The following is a 20,146-nucleotide window of genomic DNA, read 5'->3' on the forward strand; positions in this document are numbered from 1 at the left end:
TCCACTGGCCTCAGGGCTTCGGCAACGGCACCTGCGCAGTGGTGCGCAGGTAGGCGATGAGGTCGCGGACTTCGTCGTCTTTGAGGGTTTTGAGGAGGCCTTCGGGCATCATGGAGACGGGGGATTTTTCGCGGGAGAGGATTTCGGATTTGGTGACGACGCTGTCCTGACCGACGAGGCGGAGGGTGAGCTGCTGGTTGTCTTCTGCGGCGACCATGCCGGCGAGGGTGCGGCCATCGCGAGTGGTGACGATGATAAGCTGATAGCTCTCCTGCATGACCTCGCTGGGATTGAGGATCTGGGCGAGGATGTAGTCGAGATTGGCGCGATTGGAGCCGGTGAGATCGGGGCCGATATTGCCACCGGCGCCGTAGAGCGTGTGGCAGGCGGTGCAGGTGCGCTCAAAGACGGCGCGGCCACGGCCCACGCTGGCTTTGGCAAGCACGGCATCGGTAAGCATGGCTTTGTACTTGGCCATCTCCGCCTGCTTGTCGCTGGCAAGCTGGGTGATGGGGCCCCAGAATTCCACGAACGAAGGTCCGATCACGCGGTAGAGCTGGCGTGCGTCAAAGGCGCTGACATCGGTCTTCGGAATGGTGTTCTTCTTCAACTCAGCGACGAGGGCCTGCGCGGTGCTGCGGCGTGCGGAGAGCGTGAGCACGACTTCGGTTTTCTCTGCAGCGGGGAGCTTGGCGTAGAGCTTGATCAAAGCTGGCGCGATCTGCGGGGCATCGAATGAAGCGAGGGCGCGAATGGCATTGCGGCGCAGCGCGGGTTCATCCAGAAGGGACAGCACCACGGGCAGCGCGGCGGCATAGGCATCGCGGGAAAAGGCGGTGAGGATTTGCTGGCGGCGCTCGATGGGGGCTGCTTTGTCCTTGAGCACGGCAAGCTGGGCGGCGGCGGCTTTGGCATCGCCAAAGAGCTGGCCGATCTGCGCGGTGAAGTCGCTGAGCTTTGCATCCTGGGTGGCAACGAGCGCGGTCATGGCGGCGTCCCAGTTCGCGGGCTTCGTGACCACATTGCGGCCCAGCGATTTGAGGCCATCACGCACGCCTTCCACCAGGCTGAGGCGCAGGGCGGTGTCGCTGCTGCTCTGCAGCGTGGCGGCCACGGGCTCAAGCTGCTTGGCGGCGATGGCGCGGCGGGCGATGTATTGTGCGAGCACGGGCATCTTGCTGTGAGATGCGAGCGCCATCGCGCGTGTGGCATCGGCTTCCACCAGCGGCTCGATGCCGAACCAGATCATCTTTGGCAGATTGTGATCCGCCACATCCTCGGCGTGATTGACGAGATGCTGCGCAATGGGCCAGCGATCCGCCAGCGGCATGCGCTGAAGGACCGAGGCGAGGTAGAGGCGCACGATGGGCGAGCTGTCGTTCTCCGCCATGGTGGCAAATTTGGCCAAAGCTGCGGGGCTGCAGGCGCGGTCTTCGCCAAGAAGCTGAATGGCCCAGCCGCGAATGAAGGGCTCGGCATGATCCAGCAGAGGGAGCAGGCGATCCGCCGGGAGATTTTGCGTGATGTGCAGAGCCCAGAGTGCGCGGAGCTGATGCGCGGAGGTCTTCGACTGCGCCAGGAGTTCCCACAGCTTGGCAGGCACGGCGGCATCGAGGCGGCCAGCGGCGGCGCGCTGCTGCAGAAGCACGCGGGCGCGGCGGCTGTACCAGTCATTGCGATGCGTCAGCAGGCCGACGAGTTCGAGGTCCGACTGCGCGGCGAGATTGATGCCGGATTTTCCCGGAAGGCCCTTAGGCGCGAGGCGGTAGATGCGGCCGGTGTCTTTGTCGTGCGTGGCATTGCCGCAGATTTCGGTATCATGCCAGTCGAGCACGTAGGCTGCGCCATCGGGACCGATCTCCATGCTGAACCCCACCCAGGCATTGTCATTGGCGAAGAGCGGCTCATTGCCGTGGTGGCCGATGAAGCCGGAGCCGCTGGGTTTGAGGATGTCGGTGATGACATCGTGCTCATGGAGATTGGCCATGAGGATGCGGTCGCGGTATTCCTTGGGGAATTCATCCGCCAGATACACGCGGGCGCCGCCATGCGCGGAGCGGTGGCGATGATCTGCGATGGTCTTGATGTCATCAAAGACGTAAGGATTGATGTGGCTGCCGCCCTGGCGGTGGTAGATGCCGCCGGGGATGACGTGCCAGAGATGCGGAATGACGCAGGCGGTGATGAAGCACTGGCCGTGGTCATCGAAGTCGAGCCCCCATGGATTGCTGAAACCGTGGGAGACGACTTCGAAGCGATCCTTGGTGGGATGATAGCGCCACACGCCACCATCAATGTACTGGCCATCTTTCACCGGCATCTCGACGGGGAAGGGGTCGCCTTTGCGGAGGATCTTGCCGCCATCGGCGGGCTTGCCCACGGTGGAGCGGGTGGCGAAACCCTGGCAGCCATAGAGCCAGCCATCCGGGCCCCAAGTGAAGCTGTTGAAGACTTCATGGCGATCCTGAATGCCCCAGCCGGTGAGGCGTACTTCGAGGGGGCCATCGGCTTTGTCGTCCTGATTTTTGTCGGGAACGAAAAGCAGATTGGGCGGTGCGCCGAGCCAGAGGCCGTCAAAGCCCACCGCGATGGCGGAGGGGAAGGGGATGCCTTCGAGGAAGACTTTGCGTGTGTCGAATTTCCCATCGCCATTGGTGTCTTCGAGGATGAGGATGCGGCTGTTGCCATCGGCGGAGAAGCCTGCACTGCGGGTTTCATAGTCACGATTTTCCGCGACCCAAAGGCGGCCGCGATCATCCCAGCAGAAAGCCATCGGCTGCGTGATCATCGGCTCGGTGGCGGCCAGTTTGGCTTCGAATCCTTCGGGGACCGTCATCTTTGCCACTGCTTGTTCGCCGGTGAGGAAGGCGGCCTGTTTGCCCTCGGCCTTGGCGATGCCCCACATCACGGCGTCCGAGCCTTGGCCGGTGTAGGCCTTCCACGAATCGGTGAGGGACACGTCATTGAGCTTGCCCGTGTAAACGAGGAACTCATGCCGCACTGTCTCAGTCTTTCCCTTCGCAATCTTCCAATCTCCCGCAATCGCGCGGCAGGGGCCCACGCCCATCTGGCCGTCCACACGCCAGGGCTGCGGATAGCCTGCGTTTTTTGGATGATCAAAGATGGCGATGTGTGCGAGGTCGTTGCGGCCCTCCACTTGCAGGCCCACATCCATCCAGATGGAGCGCTGGGCGGTGGCGCGTGCATTGGCCTGACGCACGCTGTTCATCACGCCGCCTTCCATGCCAGGCTTCCACGGCATGCGGAGGAAGAGGCCGCCGTATTCCTGCTTGGCCATGGTCAGGTCCACAAGGCCCTCGCCCTGCCATTCGAGATCGAGAAAGTAACGACCATCGTTGTCGCGCATGGTCCACACCTGGGTCTCCTTCATCACCGGCTTGCCTTCGGCATCGAGCAGCTGATAAACGGTGGTCCATTTCACGGACGCGCCTTTGGCGACTAGCACCGCGCTGGAAACCTTGCGCCAGAAGCCAGCGCCGGGATTGTGAAAATAGTCGCGGCCATTCACCTGCTTCAGCCCCCAGTAGAGTCCGGTCTGGTGCTTGTGGTGTCCGGGGCTGTACTCCGTGAGCACGCCTTTGCCATCGGGTGCGGCAATCGGATGAATGTAAGGGCGAAAGTCCGGCCGCGCATTCTGGGTGAGGATCGGCTCCGCGACATTTTCTCGATACACGGAGATCGTGTTTGCAGCCTCATCCTGGCGCAGCGTGAGGGTTTCATCATGAGCCGAGGCCGCCGTGCAGGCGAGCAGGGCAAGAATGAGGGAGGAAAAGAAGCGGCGGGATTTCATGGTCGCAGTAAAACGCCTTTCCATTCGGAAATACATGGCCTAGATCTGCCAAAAGTTGTTATGATCCTGCCATGAACGCCAAGTCTCTACAAAGCGCCTTTTTTGCCAGCATGGCCGATCCGCAGGCCTTCAGGCTCATGTTTGATCAGCAGCCCAACGTGTTCTTTTTTGTGAAGGACCGCGAGAGCCGCCTCGTTGCCGCGAGCGAGCCGATGTGGACACGGCTGGGCCTCGAAGGTGAAGCAAATGTCATTGGTCGGCTCGACGAAGACTTCTACCCCGAGCAAGCCGCCAAGTCTTACCGTGCCGATGACGCGCTTGTCTTCCGCACCGGCAAACCGTTGATCAATCGCCTCGAAGTCTGGTATGACGAGCAGCGCACGCTGACTTGGTTTCTCACCACCAAGGTGCCGCTGCGGGGCAAGAACGGAAAAATTATCGGCCTCATGGGCCTCACCCGCCGCGATGAAGGCCGCAGCGGTCATCAGCCCAGCAGCGAAGTCACCCTCATCGTCAGCCACATCCAGAAGAACACGTGCCGCATCCTCAGCACGGCTGAGCTGGCGCGCGAATGCGGCCTCTCCGAGCGCACACTGTATCGCAAGGTTCATCAAGCTCTCGGCATCACGCCGTATGAACTCATGCTGCGCATCCGCATTGAGTCGGCTGCCGAGGCGCTGATCCAGACTCGTGACAAAGTGATCGACATCGCCACCGCCCACGGCTTCTGCGATCAAAGCGCCTTCACCCAGCACTTTCGCAAACGCATTGGCATGACGCCGAAGCAGTTCCGCATGCGGCATCAGGGGTAGGGGCTTGGGGCAAGGATGAGGCTGTCTTTTGCGGATCGCTGAGCCGAGGATGGGGCAACTACTTCACGTTCACAGATCCCAGAACATACCAGCCGTCTACGGTGGGTAGTTCGATGCCCAGTTGGATCGAGGGCTTCTGGGTGTCTTTGGGCTGGCGGAGGCCGATGGCGAGTTTGTAGTCGCCGGGCGGAGTGTCTTTGATGGTGAGCTGATCTGCCACGGTGACGGTGGTGTCGGGCTGCCATGCGGAGGGGATGGAGGTGGTGGCATCGCAGATGGAGGCGGGTTTTCCATCGGCGGAAATGAGGGCGAAGGAGACTTTGGCGGGGATGTAGATGGGGGCGACGCCTTGATTTTGCCAGGTGAGTGACAGGGTGTCTGGCTGGTTTGCAGCGAGGGTCTTGGGATACTTCGCTTCCTTCAAGATGAAGTGGTAGCCGATGCGGTTGGTGAGGCGCTCGATGAGGGCGCGGTTTTCCTGCAGGAGGCGGAGGGTGGGTTTGCCACCGCCGAGATCGACCCAGGTGGGGTGGCCGTTTTCGATGCAGTCTTCGAGGCGGAAGCCCTGGCCGTTTTTGTCCTTGATGCCGTCCCACCAGCCGAGCTGCTTGAGGGTGTCGTAGTCGGCGTAGAACTCGAACACACCGGGTGCGATGCCGAGGCCGATGGCGGTTTCACGACCGTCGCTGTTGCCGCAGATGCCATCGCGACGCGGGGCGATGTGCTGGGTGAGCACGGCCCAGTCGAAGATTTCCTTGAGCGGGCCGAAGTGGCCGAGGTGGCTGTTTCGTGAGAGGCAGAGCTGTGTTTTTTTGAAGGCGTCGATGTGCATCTGCACGTGCTCGCGGAATTTCTCCGGCGAGATGTCGGGCACCTTGAAGGGGTGCATGTGGCTTTCGCCCCAGTTGCCATAGGAGCGGATGTCGAGCACGGCGATGCGGGGATCGCCATCGAAGCGCTTGGCGAAAGCTTTGAGGAAGGCGCGATACTTGGCGAGGAAGATGGGATCATCGAAGACGGGGGCGATCTTGTGGCCGGGAGTGCCCTGGGTGGCCATCTGCGGGGTGAGGTCGAGCTCGTGCATCTTGGCGCCTGCATCGAAGACCCACTTGGGCGTGACGTAGCCGCCGGGAAGCTTGCTGTGGGTGCTGGCGCACATGACGCCGAGATTGCACACGCCGCCGATGGCATCCCATGCGGCGAGGGTTTCCTCCACGCTGGTCCAGTCATACTGGCCTTCGCTGGGCTCCAGGCTGGCCCAGTCAAAACGGCGCACGCCCATGCGGATAAAGGGGAGCACTTCCTTGTCCTGCCACTTGGGCCAGTCGTGCACGGACCAGCCTTTGCCGGGATTGAAGATGGGTTTTGTCGTGGGCTTGGGCGAGATCGTGATGAGGTCGTCAGCGGCAGGCGCGGGAAGTGCTGCGAGGAGCAGCAGCGCGGTGAGAGCGGGGCGGAGGGAGGCGGAATACGAAAGGAGTTTTAAAAGCATGCAGGCTGCTGGGAGGCGGGATTTCATGGAATGCGTGTGGCGAAGGCTTGCGGGAAGATGAGCTTCAAGTCGTTGTGGGTATGCGGCGCATTAAAATCAGCGGCTTGTTTGTCAATGTGCAATGGGCGGCGTGGATTGCGCACTTGTTGAATGTGACTGGGGTGTCCATGGCATGCGGTGGTGCTGTGGAGGCTTGCCTGTGTGTTTGAAGATGATCTGAAAGGAGTGTGCTGGGTGCGGCATTCTTGTCATGACCTTCCCATGACTGACTTGAAAACCTCCGCGATGAAAGCACCCAACAGCCGCTGCTATTTTCGTGCACCTTTGAGGCGTGCTGCTGTGATGGTGGGCTTCATCACGACGATTCTGTGTGGTGCGGAGGATTTGCAGAGGCCGGTGGATGGGCGGCTGATGAGGATGGAGGAGAAGGGAATTGATGGATGCGGGTTGTTTGCGGGGGCGGTGCATCGGGTGGCGTCTGCGGCGGAGGTGCGGGCGCTGGCGGGGAAGCTGAAGGCGGGGGATCAGCTGGTGCTGGTGGGGGCGGAGTGGAAGGATGCGCGCTTCACTTTCAGTGGTGTGGGCACGGAGGCGGCACCGATTCTCATCCGGCCGGAGACGAGCGGTGGGGCGGTGTTCACGGGGAAGAGCGAGGTGATTTTTCATGGCTCGAATCTGGTGGTGCAGGGGCTGACGTTTCGCGGGGTGAATCCGGCGCGGGAGGGTGCGGTGATCCTGCGTGCGGGTGATGGCGAGGCGAAGCCTGCGGACCACTGCATCTTCACAGGGCTGACGTTTGACCACTGTGGATCGACGGAGGCGGCGGACTGGCCGCGGCAGAAACTGTGGCTGATGAGCATGCGCGGGAGCGACAACACGGTGGCAGGCTGCCGCTTTGCGGGGCTGAAGCACATCGGCCAGATGATAGGTGCTGCGGAGCTGCCGAAGACGGGGCTGCAGCGGCTTCATGTGCTGAACAATCGCTTTACGGAGAGGCCGAAGATCGACGGACAAAACGGCTACGAGATTTTGCAGATCGGCTGGAGCGGTGAGAGCGCGAAGGGGGCGGGCTCGCTCATTGAAGGGAACACGTTTGAAAACTGCGATGGTGAAAATGAGATCATCTCGCTGAAGGCTTCGGATGTTTGGGTGCGAGGGAATTTCTTTTTTGGCTGCCAGGGGGTGCTGTCGCTGCGCTCAGCGAACCGTGTGCGGGTGGAGGGCAATGTGTTTGACGGCAGGGGGAAGGCGAACACGGGCGGCATCACGGCGGAAGGCTCGGACCATGTGATCTCGGGCAACACGTTTCGAAATCTGAAGGCGCCGAAGGACTACTATTTCTGGACGCTGGCCTTTCTCTCCGCGAGCGCGGAGAACATCGGCGACAACGGGGATGTGGCCGGGTATGGCCGCGCGAAGAACATCCTCATCTCGCACAATCGTTTTGAGTACTGCGATGCGCGGATCGCGGTGGGGGCGTATCCGCGCAAGGAGTATCCGCTGCTGCCGCGTGACATCCAGGTGGAGGACAATGTGTTTGTGGGGATGAAGGGGCCGAGCGTGTTTGATTACCTCGCGCCTGATCCGGAGGGTGAGGTGCGGAAGACGTGGCGGGAGGTGAGGAATGTGTTTGAGCGGTAGGGGGGCGGGATGGCACGGAGCTCTGAATGGGACCAAGCATTCGATGCGGAGGTTTTTAAAAAACACACTCTTGAGTTCCATATCTGCGCTTGCCATTGATGGCACTTAAGCGCCATCAGTGGACTGCTTGAAAACGCAAAGCGATCTCTGCCATGGACGAAACTGTCATTGAAAAGGTGAGCCTCTCAGCCAGGAAGGACCGTGTCATTCTCTCTTTGACACAGCCCGATCCCTGGGATGCTGAGGGAGTGATGAATTCCCTGCTGACCAGGATTGGCGGCTACATCTCGGTGATTGAATCTGGCTCTCTAGCGAGGGAACTGCCTGAAACGGAAGGGATGCCAGCCACCCTCCGAATTGTCTTCCATGAGGTGATGCCTGATAAAGCCGCCGAAAAAATGGCGCTGGTGAATGGCCGGCTGCAGGAGCGTGGCATCGGCATGGAGTTGCTGCACGTCAGCGTGGGGTATTCGTGAGTCTTGTGCCCGCTGCTGGACAGCTCCCGCCACCCATGTGCGGCGGGGCTCTTTGCAGACGCTGCTGGTGGGCGTCGGGTGTGGCGGAGTCTTGGGTTTGCTTTCCGGTTTTGATGCATTGCACCCAGGGTCGCCTCGCTGAGGCTCGGCTGACCCTGGGCTTAATTACGCAGCCCCGTTGGGGCTGGCGTGCGGCGGAGTGGAGTGGCGTAAGTGTGTTTTGATTTTGGCATCGCATGCCACATCAAGCCGCTTCTCGCCCTCAGTTCGCACTTCACTTCAATAATTCATCTGCCTATGAGATGCTTATGGATTCACTTCAGCTTTTTAAGGAGCTCCAGAGTGTATATGAGATGCTGCTTTTCCGCAGCATTAAGACCTTGCTGATTCTTCATTTTTTCAAGCATGGGCAGCAGGGATTTGGATTCAGGAGCGAAGACGGACTGGCAGGACTGAATGGCAGAGCGGCGTACGCCGAGGTCTTTGTCCTGAAGAAGTGTTTTCAGCATTTTGACCCTATACTCTTCGCCAAATAATTCGGGGGCATCATAAAAGCACCTGTCATAACCCAGTGCTGCAGCACAAGTAGCTCTCTTGGCAGCGGTTTGCGAACGGACCATGACGGACATCCACGCTATGAGAAGCTTGGGTTCTGAGTCTCTGAGAATGAGAAAAAATTGTTCATCCGTGTCATCCCAAAATTCCAGGAAAGGATCATTCTCGGCCGCGAAAGAACAGTGGAGGCATAAGACAAACAAACAGACATGAAGTAGCGGCCTGATTTTCATGAATGAGACATTATTATGGTTTAGTGTTCTGATGCACTGCGTGAACTGACCAGTTGCAGCGCAACTGGGCTACTTGGCTGGCAGCGCGTAAAACGCGCATTCGGCGAAGAAGAGTTCGGCCATGTTGAGCTTGGAGTAGTCGTAGTGGCGGAGGGCGTGCTCGATGAGGGCGCGGTTTGAGCCGTCGTGGAGGAGGGAGACGATGGCGGCGGCGGCGAGAGGGTTTCGCATGAGGCTTGCCTCATAGTGTTTGCGCTGGCCGCGCTTGGTGATATCGGCGATTTTGGCGAGCCTGGCGGCGTCTTCCTGGGTGGGCTGGGGGAACCAGGTGGAGTAAACGGCGCGCCAGTTGGCGTTGCCAAAAACTTTGGTGTCGTTGTTGTCGAAGGTCTCGTGGGCCTTGATGGCGGGGAGGGCATTCGTGGCGTTGACGGTGAGGCCGGTGCGGTAGAGGGCGTTGAGCGTTTTATCCTTTTCCATTTCGATGAGGCGGGACAGCGATGCCTGGCTGCCGACGTAGATCCAGAGCTGGGATACATCGATGTTGGCGATGGCTTCGCGGTCGTAGGGATAGCCCATGGCACAGATCTCGGCGCGTGTTTTGCCAGCGGGTGCGGGGCGCTCGGCGCGGGCTTTGTGGTAGCGCTCCAGCCAGATGGCATCGCCGGTGATTTCGTGGGTGGCGCGAAGGAGGTAGAGGTAGCGGACGGCATCGCGGAAGAGGTGGCCGGTGAAGCCGCCGCGGAAAGTGCCTTTAAAATCGCCTTCGCAGGGGATGCGCCACTGGGTGGCCTCCAGGGCAGTGGCGACTTCTTTGACCTTGGTCACGATTTGCTGGCGCTCTGCGGCGGTGGGGATGGTGCTTTTCAAATAGGCGTGCAGGCCGAGGAACCAGGGGTGGGTTTGATCGTCTGAGCTGAGCGGGTAGTGGCAGACGCCATCGGTGCCGATGCCGCGTGCGATGAAGCCGGGGACATCGGAGACGGAGGCGCATTTGATGAGGCCCTGGGCGAGGCGGCGGCATTGCTCCGCATCGGCTGCGGCACCGCTGCGGCGGGCGCGCTCGCACATGGCGGGGAGATACATGCCGGTGAACATGGGGCCGTTTTCGATGGGGCTCCACCAGCCGATGGCATTGGGCCGGCCGAGCTTGCAGTCTTCGGGAGTGGGAAGTTCGCCCACGAAATCGCGGATGATGCCGTGGGGATCGACGAAGCGGCGCCAGAGTTCGGTGTGGGCCTGATCTATGGCCTGGGGGAGCGTGGGCGCGGGTGCATCGGCGGCGGGCAGCAAGTGTGATGCGAGCAGCAGGACGGTGAGTGCGAGGCGGAGTGTGACTGTGTGATTTAAGTGCATGCTGGGAAGGTGAAGACGAGGGCGTGCTGGCGAGTATGAATCAGCGGGAGGCGGTGGCTGCACCGAGGAAACGCGCGGCGTTTTCCACCACGCGGAGCGGCTCGGCCTGCAGAAAGACGGGGTAGGTTTCGTGGCCGGGGCGGAAGTAGAAGACGCGGCCTTTGCCGACCTGCCACACGCAGCCGCTGCGGAAGTGCTCGCCTTTGTCCCACTTTTCCTCAAACACGACTTCGTCCGGCGCGGGCACGTGGAAGGGCTCGCCGTACATCTCGGTCTGCGGGATGTCCCACTGCGCGGGCAGTCCGGCGGCTATGGGGTGCTGCGGCAGCAGGGTGGTGAGATGGCCCGGCGCGCCATCGGCGCGATACACGGGGAACACGCACTGCGGCAGCGTGAGCTTCAATGCGCCGCCTTCCAGTGGCTCGACAAACGGTGTGATGCGCGCGGCGCGGCCGAGGACTTTATAATAGGGCTGGTCATTCACATACTCCCACTTGGCGGCAGCGCGCTGCGCCTCGGGCAGCTGTGCGAGCGCATCGGCCTTGGAGCGCTCCTGCATGAGGCGGACAAAGGGCTTGGCCCAATGCGAGGAATGCAGGGCGATGAGCGAGAGCCTGCCCGCAAGCACGCGCTGCACCACGGCCTCCATGCGTGCGTCGTTCTGCTCCTTCACACGGCGGTGGCTCCAGAAGACGAGGACATCGGTGGCATCCAGCGTGGCATCGCTGAGGCCCTGCTCTGTGTCATCGAGCCGCGCGGTCTTCACCACGAGGCCCGGCTGTTTTTCCAGATGTGCCGCGATGGTTTCGCCGAGGAATTTTTCGCCATAGGCCTTTTTTTGCTCCGGCTGCTGCTCATCCCAGACGAGGACGCGGATGTCTGCGGCGGAGGCGGTGACTGAGAGGGCGAGGGCGAGGAGCAGGAGAGACTTCATGGGCAAGAGGCGGGCATCACAGTGCTTTTTAAAAGGAGAGTGCGGAATGGAAGGAGCGTGAGATTTATTTCAAGGGCTCGAATTCGATTTCGATCCGGCCATTGGGGCTGGCTTCGACATTGCAGGTGATCTGCCAGCGCTGCGTGGCGGCATTCCAATCCGTCTGCCAATGCTCGATGGCTTTGCCATTCACAAGCAGGCGCTGGCTGCGTGGCTGGGTGAGTCCGGTGAAGGTGACGGGGATGTGGCCGATGCCGCCGGTGAGGCTGACCTGGGCGCGCTGTTTATCATCCACAGCGATGACGAGCGGATACGGCTTCACGAGGGTGCCGTGCTTGACTTCGGGCTTGAGCGCATTGCCTGCGGCTTCGCGCTGCACGGGCTTCCAGGTGTCGGCATCGTGGGAGAGCATGTCGCGCAGCGCGGCATCCGGGCCGTAGTAGGCGGCGGTATCGGCGGGAAAGACGACGAGCTCCAGATCGGCCTCGACGAAATCGCCGGACTGCAGGGCATCGAGTCCGGGCGGTGGGGCGAGTTCGAGGCTGTTGTGGTGGTTGCCTTTGCCCCACTCGGTGCAGAAGGAGGAGAGATGCGGCGCGGCGGGCTTGCCGCCAAGCACGGCGCGCCAGGAGCGCAGGATGAGCCCGCGGCTTGCGGCTGCATGGCCCTTGGTCAGCAGCGCGCGCTCCACGCCATGCACCGAGATCCATGCGCCTGCACCGGTGAGGGGCAGGGCGGTGCGGTCATACTCGTCCTTGGCGCGGCGCGGCTCCCATTCTTCGCGCAGGCCGGTGACATCGCCGATGGCGACCCGACGTGCGGGGACGGTGTTGTAAAAATCCGCGCCGAGCTGGAAGAACGCGAGCCGTTTCCACCTCACCGGCTGGCGTACCACGTAGCGCAGGTGGATGAAGGTGCGCAGGTGATCATTCGCCGCAGGCACGGAGACATCCATCTGCGCGGCGATCTCTCCGCCGCTGGATTCTTCGCTGTAGCTCACGTTCGTGAGGCAGGGGCCGTGGGAGTGGTAGTTTGTGCGCGTTGCTTTCATCGGCTGGTAGCGGCCATCGGCATCCATCCACATGAGAAAATCGCCGCCGCCGCAATTCTCCGCCCAGCCCCAGGGTTTGGCGGCGGGCTCGTGCGGCAGTGTCATGAGCGGGCGCACATCAGTAATGAAGCAGCGCCGCTGCACGCGCCCGGGCTCAAAGCAGATGCTTTCGCCAAAGCTGCCCACGGCGGCCTGATCCCAGAACTGATTGTGCCCCCAGCCGATGAGGCTGAGCTGCGCATGCGATGCCGCGCACACACCGCCGTAGCGCGCATGAACCATCTGGAAGACCAAGTCGCGCTTCGACTTCGGCGGCACACGCACATACGCGAAGCCATGAAACCACGGCCCCTCATGCTGCAGCACACCTTTCTCCGGGCGCTGGTGCCAGTTCTTTGAAAGCTGAACGGGCAGCCCGGTGGGTGTGCCATCCGGATCGCAGAGCATGGGCTGGAAGCCGGTGATGGTCAGGTGCTTTTGCTGCGTGAACATCAGGCGCGCCACCGTGGGGGTGTCTGCATCATTGCGCAGCGTCACGCGGTGGCGGTCCACGCGATCGAGGTGCTCCTCGGGGTAATACGTGCGTGAGGCATTGCTCCAGGGCTGCTCTGGCAGCGCGAGACGGTGGCAGCCCAGCGCTGCATCAAACTCCACTGGAAGCTCCGACTCCACCACGGCGGTGGAGGCCGCGCTCACCGCCTCCAGCAGTACCGACTTGCTGCCTGTGCTCGTCTTGCCGCCATGGCGCAGCTCCAGTGTTTCACTGCCATCGCACTCCAGGCGAAAGGCGAGCCGATCCGGCCATGTGGTGATCTCCAGCCGCGCATGGCCGGCCCATTCGCGGCCTTCCGCATCGGCGAATTTCAGATCCTCGATGACGACACGCTGGAAAAAGCGCCCGCACTCCACGAAGCGCACCGGTTGGAAAAATTCATCCTTGGGCGCCGCGTGGCCGGTGCAGCTATAGCGTCGTCCTGCGGAAACAATGGCGCAGTCCCACTCGCCAGTCAGCGGGCGCACGTGCTGGGTGTCGAAGAGCAGCTTCTCGCTGCCAAACTGGAAGGCCAGAGTTTCGCTTTTGGGTGGCAGGCTGCTGTTAAAAACCTTGGGCGCGCCATCCACCCACCAAAGCTGCACGCCGTCCTCCGTGCGTGGCATCCAGTCCGCTGGTGCAGTCTGTGCGGCGGTTTGCAGGACCACCACTGACAGCAAGGTAAATAGAGTGACGGTGAACGGGGGGTGATTCATGGGAATGGATGAACGCACGCCATAGCGCAGGATGAGGCGCACTCAAATGATTGAGCGTGCCTGAGGGGTATTCCATGACTGCTTGCTGCAAAGGGCGAACACTTCAGCGGCCGCCGACAAGCGGGGCAAGCAGTGGCTGCAATCGCGCGGCATAAACGCTGTAGCCAGTGGAAGAGAGGTGGACGTTGTCCGGGGTGAAAAGGGCGGGCTTCAAGGTGCCGTCGGGGTTGGTGAAGTCGCTCCACAGATCGAGCACTTTCACCTTGGGATCGCTTTCGAGCTTGAGAGGATCGAGGGCGGCGTTGGTCTTTTGGATGTCTTCGTAAAAGGGCGTGCCGGGAGCGTTGGCAGGCAGGATCTTGGCCACGATGATGGCGGCGGCGGGGAATTTTTCACGCAGGTTTTTCATGCACATCTCGATGCCTTTGGCGGCGGCTTCGATCCCGGTCTCGGGGGTGAAGAACATGTTGTTGTTGCCGATCATGAGCACGATGGCCTTCGGCTGCAGGCCTGCGACGCCGCCGTGATCGAGCCGCCAGAGAACGTTCTGCGTCTTGTCTCCGCCGATGCCGATGTTGACGGTTTTGAGGGCGGGGAAGTGCTTCTTCCATGAATCACCCCACTGGATGGTGATGCTGTCGCCGACGAGCAGCACATCGATGCCACCCTGATTGGCCTGCACGCTCTGCACATGCGCCTCATGCAGCTTCAGCCAGGCATCTCCGCCGAAGAAGCCTGCGCTGGGCACCACGGGCCAGAGCTGTGGCAGGTGCTTGTTCGACTCACGGCCGGGGCGGCGCTCATGCTCGGGCTTGGTCACGTAGGCTTTCTCCTCCGCCGTGAGCGGCCAGCCGGTTTTTTGCGGTTCTGCAGTGACGTGGGGGTAGTCGAGGGCTTGCGCGGTGAGGGCGGCGAAGAGTGAAAGCAGGCAGGGGAATTTCATCAGATGAGATAACGAAATGGCTGCGGGAATTTTGACATGGAGGTTCTGCGATTGTGGTGCTTTACGGTGGGTCACTTCCGCTGAAACTGCGGACTCTGCACCAAGGCCACGATGAACTCACGAAGGGTGAAATCCTTTTCCTTCGCGAGTTTGACGATGCTCTTCGCCAGCTCTTCGTCGGTGAAGCCGTAGGGACGGCCGAGGGCGTATTCGATGAGGGCCTCGGTGAAGCCTTGGGCGAAGTTTTCGCTGCGGGCGGCGATGAGGTCGCGGAGATCGAAGTAGGTCTTGAAGGCGGGGCCGTTGAAGAGCTGGCCGGCGGGGTCGATGGGCCAGTCTTTTTTGGTTTTGGGGTCGTGATCGACATCGCGCCATTTGCCGGCGGCATTGAAGTTTTCGAGACCGAAGCCGATGGGGTCGATCTTGCGGTGACACTGGAGGCACTGCGGCTGCTCCTGGTGCGCGAGGAGGCGGTCGTGCGGGCTGATGGGCTTGTTCGCGAGGCGGTCGAGCTGCGGCACATTGGGCGGTGCGGGCGGCGGCGGGTTGTGGAGGAGTTTGCGCAGCACCCAGGCTCCGCGCTCGACGGGGCTGGTGCGTTCGCCGTTGCTGCCCATGGCGAGGATGGCGGCCATGCCGAGCAATCCTCCGCGCGGTGAGTCTTTGGGCAGCGTGACCTTTTGAAACGCATCGCCGCTGACGCCATCGATGCCGTAGTAGGTGGCGAGGAGGCCGTTGATGAAAATTTCATCGCTCTTGAGCAGCTTCGAAAGGCTGCCGCGCTGGCGCAGGAGGTGAGCGAAGGTTTCATAGACTTCGCGGCGTGCTGCGGCTTTGGCGCTTTCGTCGAAGTCGCGGAACTGCTTGGTGTCGAACTGGAAGAATTCGAGGCGGTCCATGCCGAGCCACTGGTGCACAAAGCCGCTGACGAATTCGTCGGCCTTGTCGCTGGCGATCATGCGATCCACCTCGCGGGCGAGGATGTCTGGCTTGGTGAGGTCGGCGGCGAGGAGTTGTTCGTCCGGTGGTGCGCTCCAGAGGAAGTAGGAGAGGCGGGAGGCGAGTTCGGGAGGTGACAGGGAGCTCTGCCTTTCATCTTTCACGCCCGGCCTTTTACCAACCGCTTCTTTGGGTAAAAGATTTGGGGAAAAAGATGGGGAACCGATTTCCTGAAGATACAAAAACCCCGGTGAGGCCAGAATCACGCTCAGCGGTTCTTTGAGCGCTGCTTCGTGAGCATCGCCTGCTTTGCGCCGCACTTCGTAGAGAGCGGTGAGTTTGTCCACAAAGGCTGCTGAGGGCTTTTTGCCGCGAAAAGCTCGCTCGGCGAAGTTTTCGAGCACGGTGCGCGCATTCGTGTCTCCGGTGGCAATCACGGGTTTCACCTGCGAACCGGCTTCGGCCTTGTTCAGCGGGCCTTCGTATTCGATCCAGTCGATCCATAGAACGGGATCGCGTTGTTTGGTGTCGGTGATCAGCCGTGTGCGGCCTGGTAGGCTGATGGTTTCCTTTTTCAGCGGGCGCTTCTCCATGAGGATGAATTTGCGCGGACCGCCGGGGCGTACCTGGAAGGGCAGCTCGATGAGCTCGGGCTTTTCGAGCGTGCCGGTGATCTGCTTGCTGGTGAGGAAGGTGCGGTCGTCTTTGTCGATGGGGCTGGCCTCGACGAAATTGAGAAACGCGCGCTCAGCCGGCATGTCTGGCACGCAGCCTACCTTCACACGCATGACGTAGTCGCCAGTGGCGATGGCGGCGGGCAGGTCGATGGCGTATTCGCAGGTCTCCTGCACGGTGTTGTCGAGAAAGAGGCCGGTCTTTGACAACGGGCGGTCAAGGTACTGCTGGAACCAGCGGTTGTTTTGATCCCACACGACCTTGGCAAATTCGGCATGGGATTTGTCGGTGAAGCCGAAGTCCTTCAGCCTGGCCTCGTCGCCACCGGCTGCTTTCCATTTCCCGTATTGCTCATTGAGAAACTGGTAGCGCTTGTGACCGCGCTCCACCTCCGCACGGCGGGATTCGGGCTCGATGTGCTGCACTTTCGAGATGGGTGCTTGTTTCACCAGCGGGCCCTCCCATTCCACCCAGTCGATCCACAGCGCGGATGGCGGGCCGAGTTTCGTTTCTTTGCGCGCAGCGGTGTAGATTTCGTGATCGAGCTTCACATCGCGCTTCTCACGCAGCACAAAGGTGCGCGGGCCATCGGCGCTGATGCTCACGGGCACTTCGATGATCTGCGGTGCATCGGTGCTGCCGCTGATCTGAAAAGTCTGCAGCAGGCTGAAGTCCTCGGCTCCGGCCTTGCGACTGCCGAGCGCGACGAAGTGCCGCTCTTTGGGCGTGCCCTTTACCGCGCCGATGCGGAAGCGCAGGAGGTAGTCTCCGGGCGCGGCATTCTCGAGTTCGTGCTTGGTTTTCATCCAGCCGGAAGGCTGGTCCGGCGGCAGGGTGATGACTTCTTCGGTGTGGACGTTGTAGATCGTGAGATAAGCGCCGGTCTTGGTGAGCGGATCATTCAGGTAGCGCTCAAAGCTGGGTCCGTGCTCCTCGAATACTTTCACACGAAACTTCGCCTCCACCTCGTCGGGGATGCCTTTCTGCGGCTTGCCTGTGGAGAGGTAGGTTTTCGCGGCCTCGTTGCCGCCTTTGAAGTAGCCGTTGTAAGTGCCGCCAACCATCGCGTTGGCATGCAGCTCCACCTCGCGGCGCTCTTTGATGGTCTTGGCGACGGGATTTGCTGCATTCGCACTCGCCACCTCGATCCAGTCAATCCACAGCGCGAACTCCGGCCCGATGCCGTTGCGCTTCTTCGCTTCGGCGAAGATGCGATGCGCGACCTCCTCGGACTCGTAGCTGCCTTTCTCCTGGAAGAAAAAGCCGTGGCCGTTCACTGGCGAAAACTTCAGCGGAATCTCCAGCACCTGCGGCTTTTCCATGGTGCCGGTGATCTGATGGCTGCTGGTCACCGCGCGCACACCGGTGTCGTGCTGCGAGCCAAACTCCACGAAGTGCCGCTCCTTGGGCGTGTTGCTCGTGGAGGCGATGCGCACACGCACCACGTAGTCGCCTGCGGGCCAGTCGCCAGGGATGCGAAAGGGCTGATACGGATTCGCGAACACATCCTCGATGGTCAGGAAGCTGCCCGTCTTCGCCGCTGGATGCGCCAGATAAGCACGCTGCTGCGGCACGGAATGCACCCAGTTCCGCCGACCTTGCTCGTCTGCATGCACTGCATCCGAGAAGCCAAACTCCGCTGGTGAAGGCGCGCCTTTGATCCTCTGCCACGCGAAGAAGAGATGCGTCGCATCACCCTTCTTCTCCGCGCGGATCTGCGCGACGACATCCGCATTCTCAGGCCTCGTCGCCGTCGCATTCACCGCCGTCGTCCACTTCTCGTAGCGCTCATGCGCATCCGTGCGCTCCTTCAGCGATACCGCGATGCGAGCATTCCTCGCCTCCGCCTCCACATGCATCAGGCGCGGCTTGGTCGGCGTGGGCGTGATGAACCGCGCGAAGTGCTCGTCGAGCGCCTGACGTCCGAGCGCAAGGTATTGCTCAAACTGGTCCGACGACATGAACAGCGATGAACCCACGGTGTCGAATGTTCCAGCGCCACCATCGGCTGGCAGTTCGTTCACACGCAGGTCCACGCCGAGCAGATCGCGCAGGGTGTTTTTGTACTCACGCCGGTTCAGGCGGCGCATGGCGATGTTTCCGCCCGAGTCGCCCAGGCGGCCCCGTGCGGTGACGAGCGTGCGGGAGAGGTTGTCGAGGAAATCGGTCTTCGCGTCGGGTGTAGGCTGCTTTTCATCCTCGGGCGGCATGTCGCCTGAGTTGATGGAGTTGAGCACCTTTTGCCAGAGATCCGCGCGCTCGACTGAGTCCAAGGTGAAGGCGATGTCATCGAGACGGACCTTGCCTTTTTGCTTCTCGGCATTGTGGCAGCTGAGGCAGTAATCTTTGAAGAAAGCGCGGTGCTTGGAGTCGAGCTCAGCGTGGGGTGCGTCGGCGGCGTGAGAGGGCAGGGCACCCAGAAATGACAGCACGAGTGGGGCGAATGATCGCTTCATCAGGGCAGGAGAGACGAGTTAAGCGATGAGTTGTTTCACCACGCCGGAGCTGTCGCCGTGGCGTTCTGCATTGATGCCCATGCCGTTGAGCAGTGTGAGCCACACGTTGGCGAGCGGTGTGTCTTTGGGCAGGACGAGGTGATGGCCGAGCTTGATGTTGGCTGCGCCGCCGGTGAGGAGGGTGGGGCAGTTGTCCAGGAAGTGGATGGAGCGGATGTTGCTGCCATAGGCGAGGCAGGTGTGGTCAAAGAGGCTGCTGCCATCGGCTTCCTTGGTGGCTTTGAGTTTGTCGATCAGGCCGGCGAGGAGCTCGCTCTGCGTAGTGTCGCGCTTCTGCGAGGCCGCCATGCGGTCGCCGGGCGAATAGTGGCTCATGTCGTGTGGGGCGACTTTGAGGGCGAGGCTTTGCAGCAGCGTGCCCACGGGCTGCCGGTAGGTGAGCACGCGGGTGCTGTCCGTCTGCAAGGCGGCGATGATGAGGTCATACATCACTTTGATTTCTTCTTTGCCTGCGAGGCCTTCTTTGGGTTCACTGATCGGTGGCTTGGTCTTTGGCACGCTGAGCCATTGCTCGTCCTTGCCGAGGCGCACCTCGATGTCGCGGATGCTTTGGTAGTATTCGTCGAGCTTGTCGATGTCGGTCTTGGTGAGGCCTTGCTGCACGCGTTTGGCATCCTCCTGCACGGCATCGAGCACGCTGCGCTTTTGCGCGAGCATCGCCTGGCGCTCGCTCAGCGGCGTGGTGTCATTGGAAAAGAGACGGTGAAAAGCGGCGACGGGATTTTCCAGGCCCGCCAGCGGTTTGCCGCGCACATCCCACGCCATGGAAAGACCGGGACCATGGCCCGAGTTTGCCACATCGGGCGAGTTGAGCTGGATGGAGGCATAGCGGGTGTCCTGGCCCAGGTGCGCCGCCGCGACCTGATCTGCGCTGATGCTGTTGTGAAAGCTCTGCCCGGGCTCGGCATAGCGGTTTGCGCCCGTTAGCCAGAAGGTGCTGCCCCAGTGCGCTTCGTTGGCGTATTTGTTGGAGCAGCCCTGTACGACGGTGATGTCCTTCTGATGCCTGGCCAGCGGCTTGAGCCCTTCGGAAAGTTCCCATGCGGCACCGGTTTTTTTCACATCGGGAAACCAGGTCTCATTGGTGACACCCCAGCCGAAACCGAGGAAGACCATGCGCTTTGGCGGCGTGACGGTCTTGGGCGCGGCAAAAGCCTTGAAGCCGATGGATTCGAGCGCGGGCAGCGTGATGAGCGCGGACGAGCTGCGGAGAAAGTGACGGCGAGTGTTCATGGGGGAGCAGTGATACGCTGGAACAGGACCGGTTTGAACAGCAGAAGCTGACCGGCCCCTGCTTATCTTTGAGCCAGACGCACAGGCAGTGCGGGCTGGGGGGCGAAGAGTGAAAGCAGGCAGGGGTATTTCATCAAATGGGATTACGAAATGGCTGCGGGGAATCTCGACATGGGATGGCTAGATTTTTGGAACTTTTGGATGAGGAATTGTGATGCCAGGCCGCTTCTC

At 61.3% G+C, this 20,146-nt stretch carries 12 protein-coding genes; 3 read left to right on the forward strand and 9 right to left on the reverse strand.

All coding sequences use genetic code 11. The features are described 5' to 3' along the window. Positions 1–10: 10 nt before the first annotated feature. On the reverse strand, positions 11–3,811 hold the full coding sequence (locus ACIREA_RS02580) for a PVC-type heme-binding CxxCH protein (RefSeq protein WP_397380245.1): 3,801 nt from the start codon (positions 3,809–3,811) through the stop codon (positions 11–13). A 71-nt stretch (positions 3,812–3,882) separates the two neighbouring features. Between ACIREA_RS02580 and ACIREA_RS02585 the strand changes: the two genes are divergently transcribed. Then, the gene (locus ACIREA_RS02585) at positions 3,883–4,623 is read left to right on the forward strand and encodes a helix-turn-helix domain-containing protein (RefSeq protein WP_397380247.1); all 741 of its coding nucleotides are present in this window, start codon (positions 3,883–3,885) and stop codon (positions 4,621–4,623) included. 58 nt (positions 4,624–4,681) lie between these two features. On the opposite strand, the gene ACIREA_RS02590 is transcribed toward ACIREA_RS02585, so the two are convergent. After that, on the reverse strand, positions 4,682–6,142 hold the full coding sequence (locus ACIREA_RS02590) for a DUF4832 domain-containing protein (RefSeq protein ID WP_397380249.1): 1,461 nt from the start codon (positions 6,140–6,142) through the stop codon (positions 4,682–4,684). Positions 6,143–6,376: 234 nt separating this feature from the next. Between ACIREA_RS02590 and ACIREA_RS02595 the strand changes: the two genes are divergently transcribed. Continuing rightward, positions 6,377–7,756 carry a polysaccharide lyase 6 family protein gene (locus ACIREA_RS02595; protein ID WP_397380251.1) on the forward strand — a complete coding sequence of 460 codons (1,380 nt, stop codon included), beginning with the start codon at positions 6,377–6,379 and terminating at the stop codon, positions 7,754–7,756. A gap of 152 nt (positions 7,757–7,908) precedes the next feature. Then, positions 7,909–8,232: a DUF6572 domain-containing protein gene (locus ACIREA_RS02600; protein ID WP_397380252.1), complete on the forward strand. Its 324-nt coding sequence runs from the start codon at positions 7,909–7,911 to the stop codon at positions 8,230–8,232. A gap of 314 nt (positions 8,233–8,546) precedes the next feature. Here ACIREA_RS02600 and ACIREA_RS02605 read toward each other — a convergent pair whose 3' ends face one another. The 7 genes from ACIREA_RS02605 to ACIREA_RS02635 all read right to left on the reverse strand — a co-directional run bounded on the left by ACIREA_RS02605 (position 8,547) and on the right by ACIREA_RS02635 (position 19,915). Continuing rightward, positions 8,547–9,020, reverse strand: coding sequence for a hypothetical protein (locus ACIREA_RS02605; protein WP_397380254.1), 474 nt, complete (start codon positions 9,018–9,020; stop codon positions 8,547–8,549). A gap of 69 nt (positions 9,021–9,089) precedes the next feature. Further along, positions 9,090–10,376, reverse strand: a complete 1,287-nt coding sequence (locus ACIREA_RS02610) for a hypothetical protein (RefSeq protein ID WP_397380256.1) — start codon at positions 10,374–10,376, stop codon at positions 9,090–9,092. A 40-nt stretch (positions 10,377–10,416) separates the two neighbouring features. Next, a complete protein-coding gene (locus ACIREA_RS02615) occupies positions 10,417–11,310 on the reverse strand; it encodes a ThuA domain-containing protein (protein WP_397380258.1) in 894 nt (297 codons plus the stop codon). A gap of 64 nt (positions 11,311–11,374) precedes the next feature. Then, the gene (locus ACIREA_RS02620; RefSeq protein ID WP_397380260.1) at positions 11,375–13,609 is read right to left on the reverse strand and encodes a hypothetical protein; all 2,235 of its coding nucleotides are present in this window, start codon (positions 13,607–13,609) and stop codon (positions 11,375–11,377) included. A 103-nt stretch (positions 13,610–13,712) separates the two neighbouring features. Next, positions 13,713–14,552 carry a GDSL-type esterase/lipase family protein gene (locus ACIREA_RS02625; RefSeq protein WP_397380262.1) on the reverse strand — a complete coding sequence of 280 codons (840 nt, stop codon included), beginning with the start codon at positions 14,550–14,552 and terminating at the stop codon, positions 13,713–13,715. Positions 14,553–14,623: 71 nt separating this feature from the next. After that, on the reverse strand, positions 14,624–18,622 hold the full coding sequence (locus ACIREA_RS02630; protein WP_397380264.1) for a DUF1592 domain-containing protein: 3,999 nt from the start codon (positions 18,620–18,622) through the stop codon (positions 14,624–14,626). An 18-nt stretch (positions 18,623–18,640) separates the two neighbouring features. Further along, positions 18,641–19,915, reverse strand: coding sequence for a DUF1552 domain-containing protein (locus ACIREA_RS02635; RefSeq protein WP_397380266.1), 1,275 nt, complete (start codon positions 19,913–19,915; stop codon positions 18,641–18,643). Positions 19,916–20,146 lie beyond the last annotated feature (231 nt).

It is taken from the genome of Prosthecobacter sp. (assembly GCF_044373815.1).
Classification (GTDB): domain Bacteria; phylum Verrucomicrobiota; class Verrucomicrobiia; order Verrucomicrobiales; family Verrucomicrobiaceae; genus Prosthecobacter.

What these genes read in the sequence shown, in the direction of transcription:
- ACIREA_RS02580 (WP_397380245.1), bottom strand. Translation starts at nt 3,811, where the DNA reads ATGAAATCCCGCCGCTTCTTTTCCTCCCTCATTCTTGCCCTGCTCGCC.
- ACIREA_RS02585 (WP_397380247.1), top strand. Translation starts at nt 3,883, where the DNA reads ATGAACGCCAAGTCTCTACAAAGCGCCTTTTTTGCCAGCATGGCCGAT.
- ACIREA_RS02590 (WP_397380249.1), bottom strand. Translation starts at nt 6,142, where the DNA reads ATGAAATCCCGCCTCCCAGCAGCCTGCATGCTTTTAAAACTCCTTTCG.
- ACIREA_RS02595 (WP_397380251.1), top strand. Translation starts at nt 6,377, where the DNA reads ATGACTGACTTGAAAACCTCCGCGATGAAAGCACCCAACAGCCGCTGC.
- ACIREA_RS02600 (WP_397380252.1), top strand. Translation starts at nt 7,909, where the DNA reads ATGGACGAAACTGTCATTGAAAAGGTGAGCCTCTCAGCCAGGAAGGAC.
- ACIREA_RS02605 (WP_397380254.1), bottom strand. Translation starts at nt 9,020, where the DNA reads ATGAAAATCAGGCCGCTACTTCATGTCTGTTTGTTTGTCTTATGCCTC.
- ACIREA_RS02610 (WP_397380256.1), bottom strand. Translation starts at nt 10,376, where the DNA reads ATGCACTTAAATCACACAGTCACACTCCGCCTCGCACTCACCGTCCTG.
- ACIREA_RS02615 (WP_397380258.1), bottom strand. Translation starts at nt 11,310, where the DNA reads ATGAAGTCTCTCCTGCTCCTCGCCCTCGCCCTCTCAGTCACCGCCTCC.
- ACIREA_RS02620 (WP_397380260.1), bottom strand. Translation starts at nt 13,609, where the DNA reads ATGAATCACCCCCCGTTCACCGTCACTCTATTTACCTTGCTGTCAGTG.
- ACIREA_RS02625 (WP_397380262.1), bottom strand. Translation starts at nt 14,552, where the DNA reads ATGAAATTCCCCTGCCTGCTTTCACTCTTCGCCGCCCTCACCGCGCAA.
- ACIREA_RS02630 (WP_397380264.1), bottom strand. Translation starts at nt 18,622, where the DNA reads ATGAAGCGATCATTCGCCCCACTCGTGCTGTCATTTCTGGGTGCCCTG.
- ACIREA_RS02635 (WP_397380266.1), bottom strand. Translation starts at nt 19,915, where the DNA reads ATGAACACTCGCCGTCACTTTCTCCGCAGCTCGTCCGCGCTCATCACG.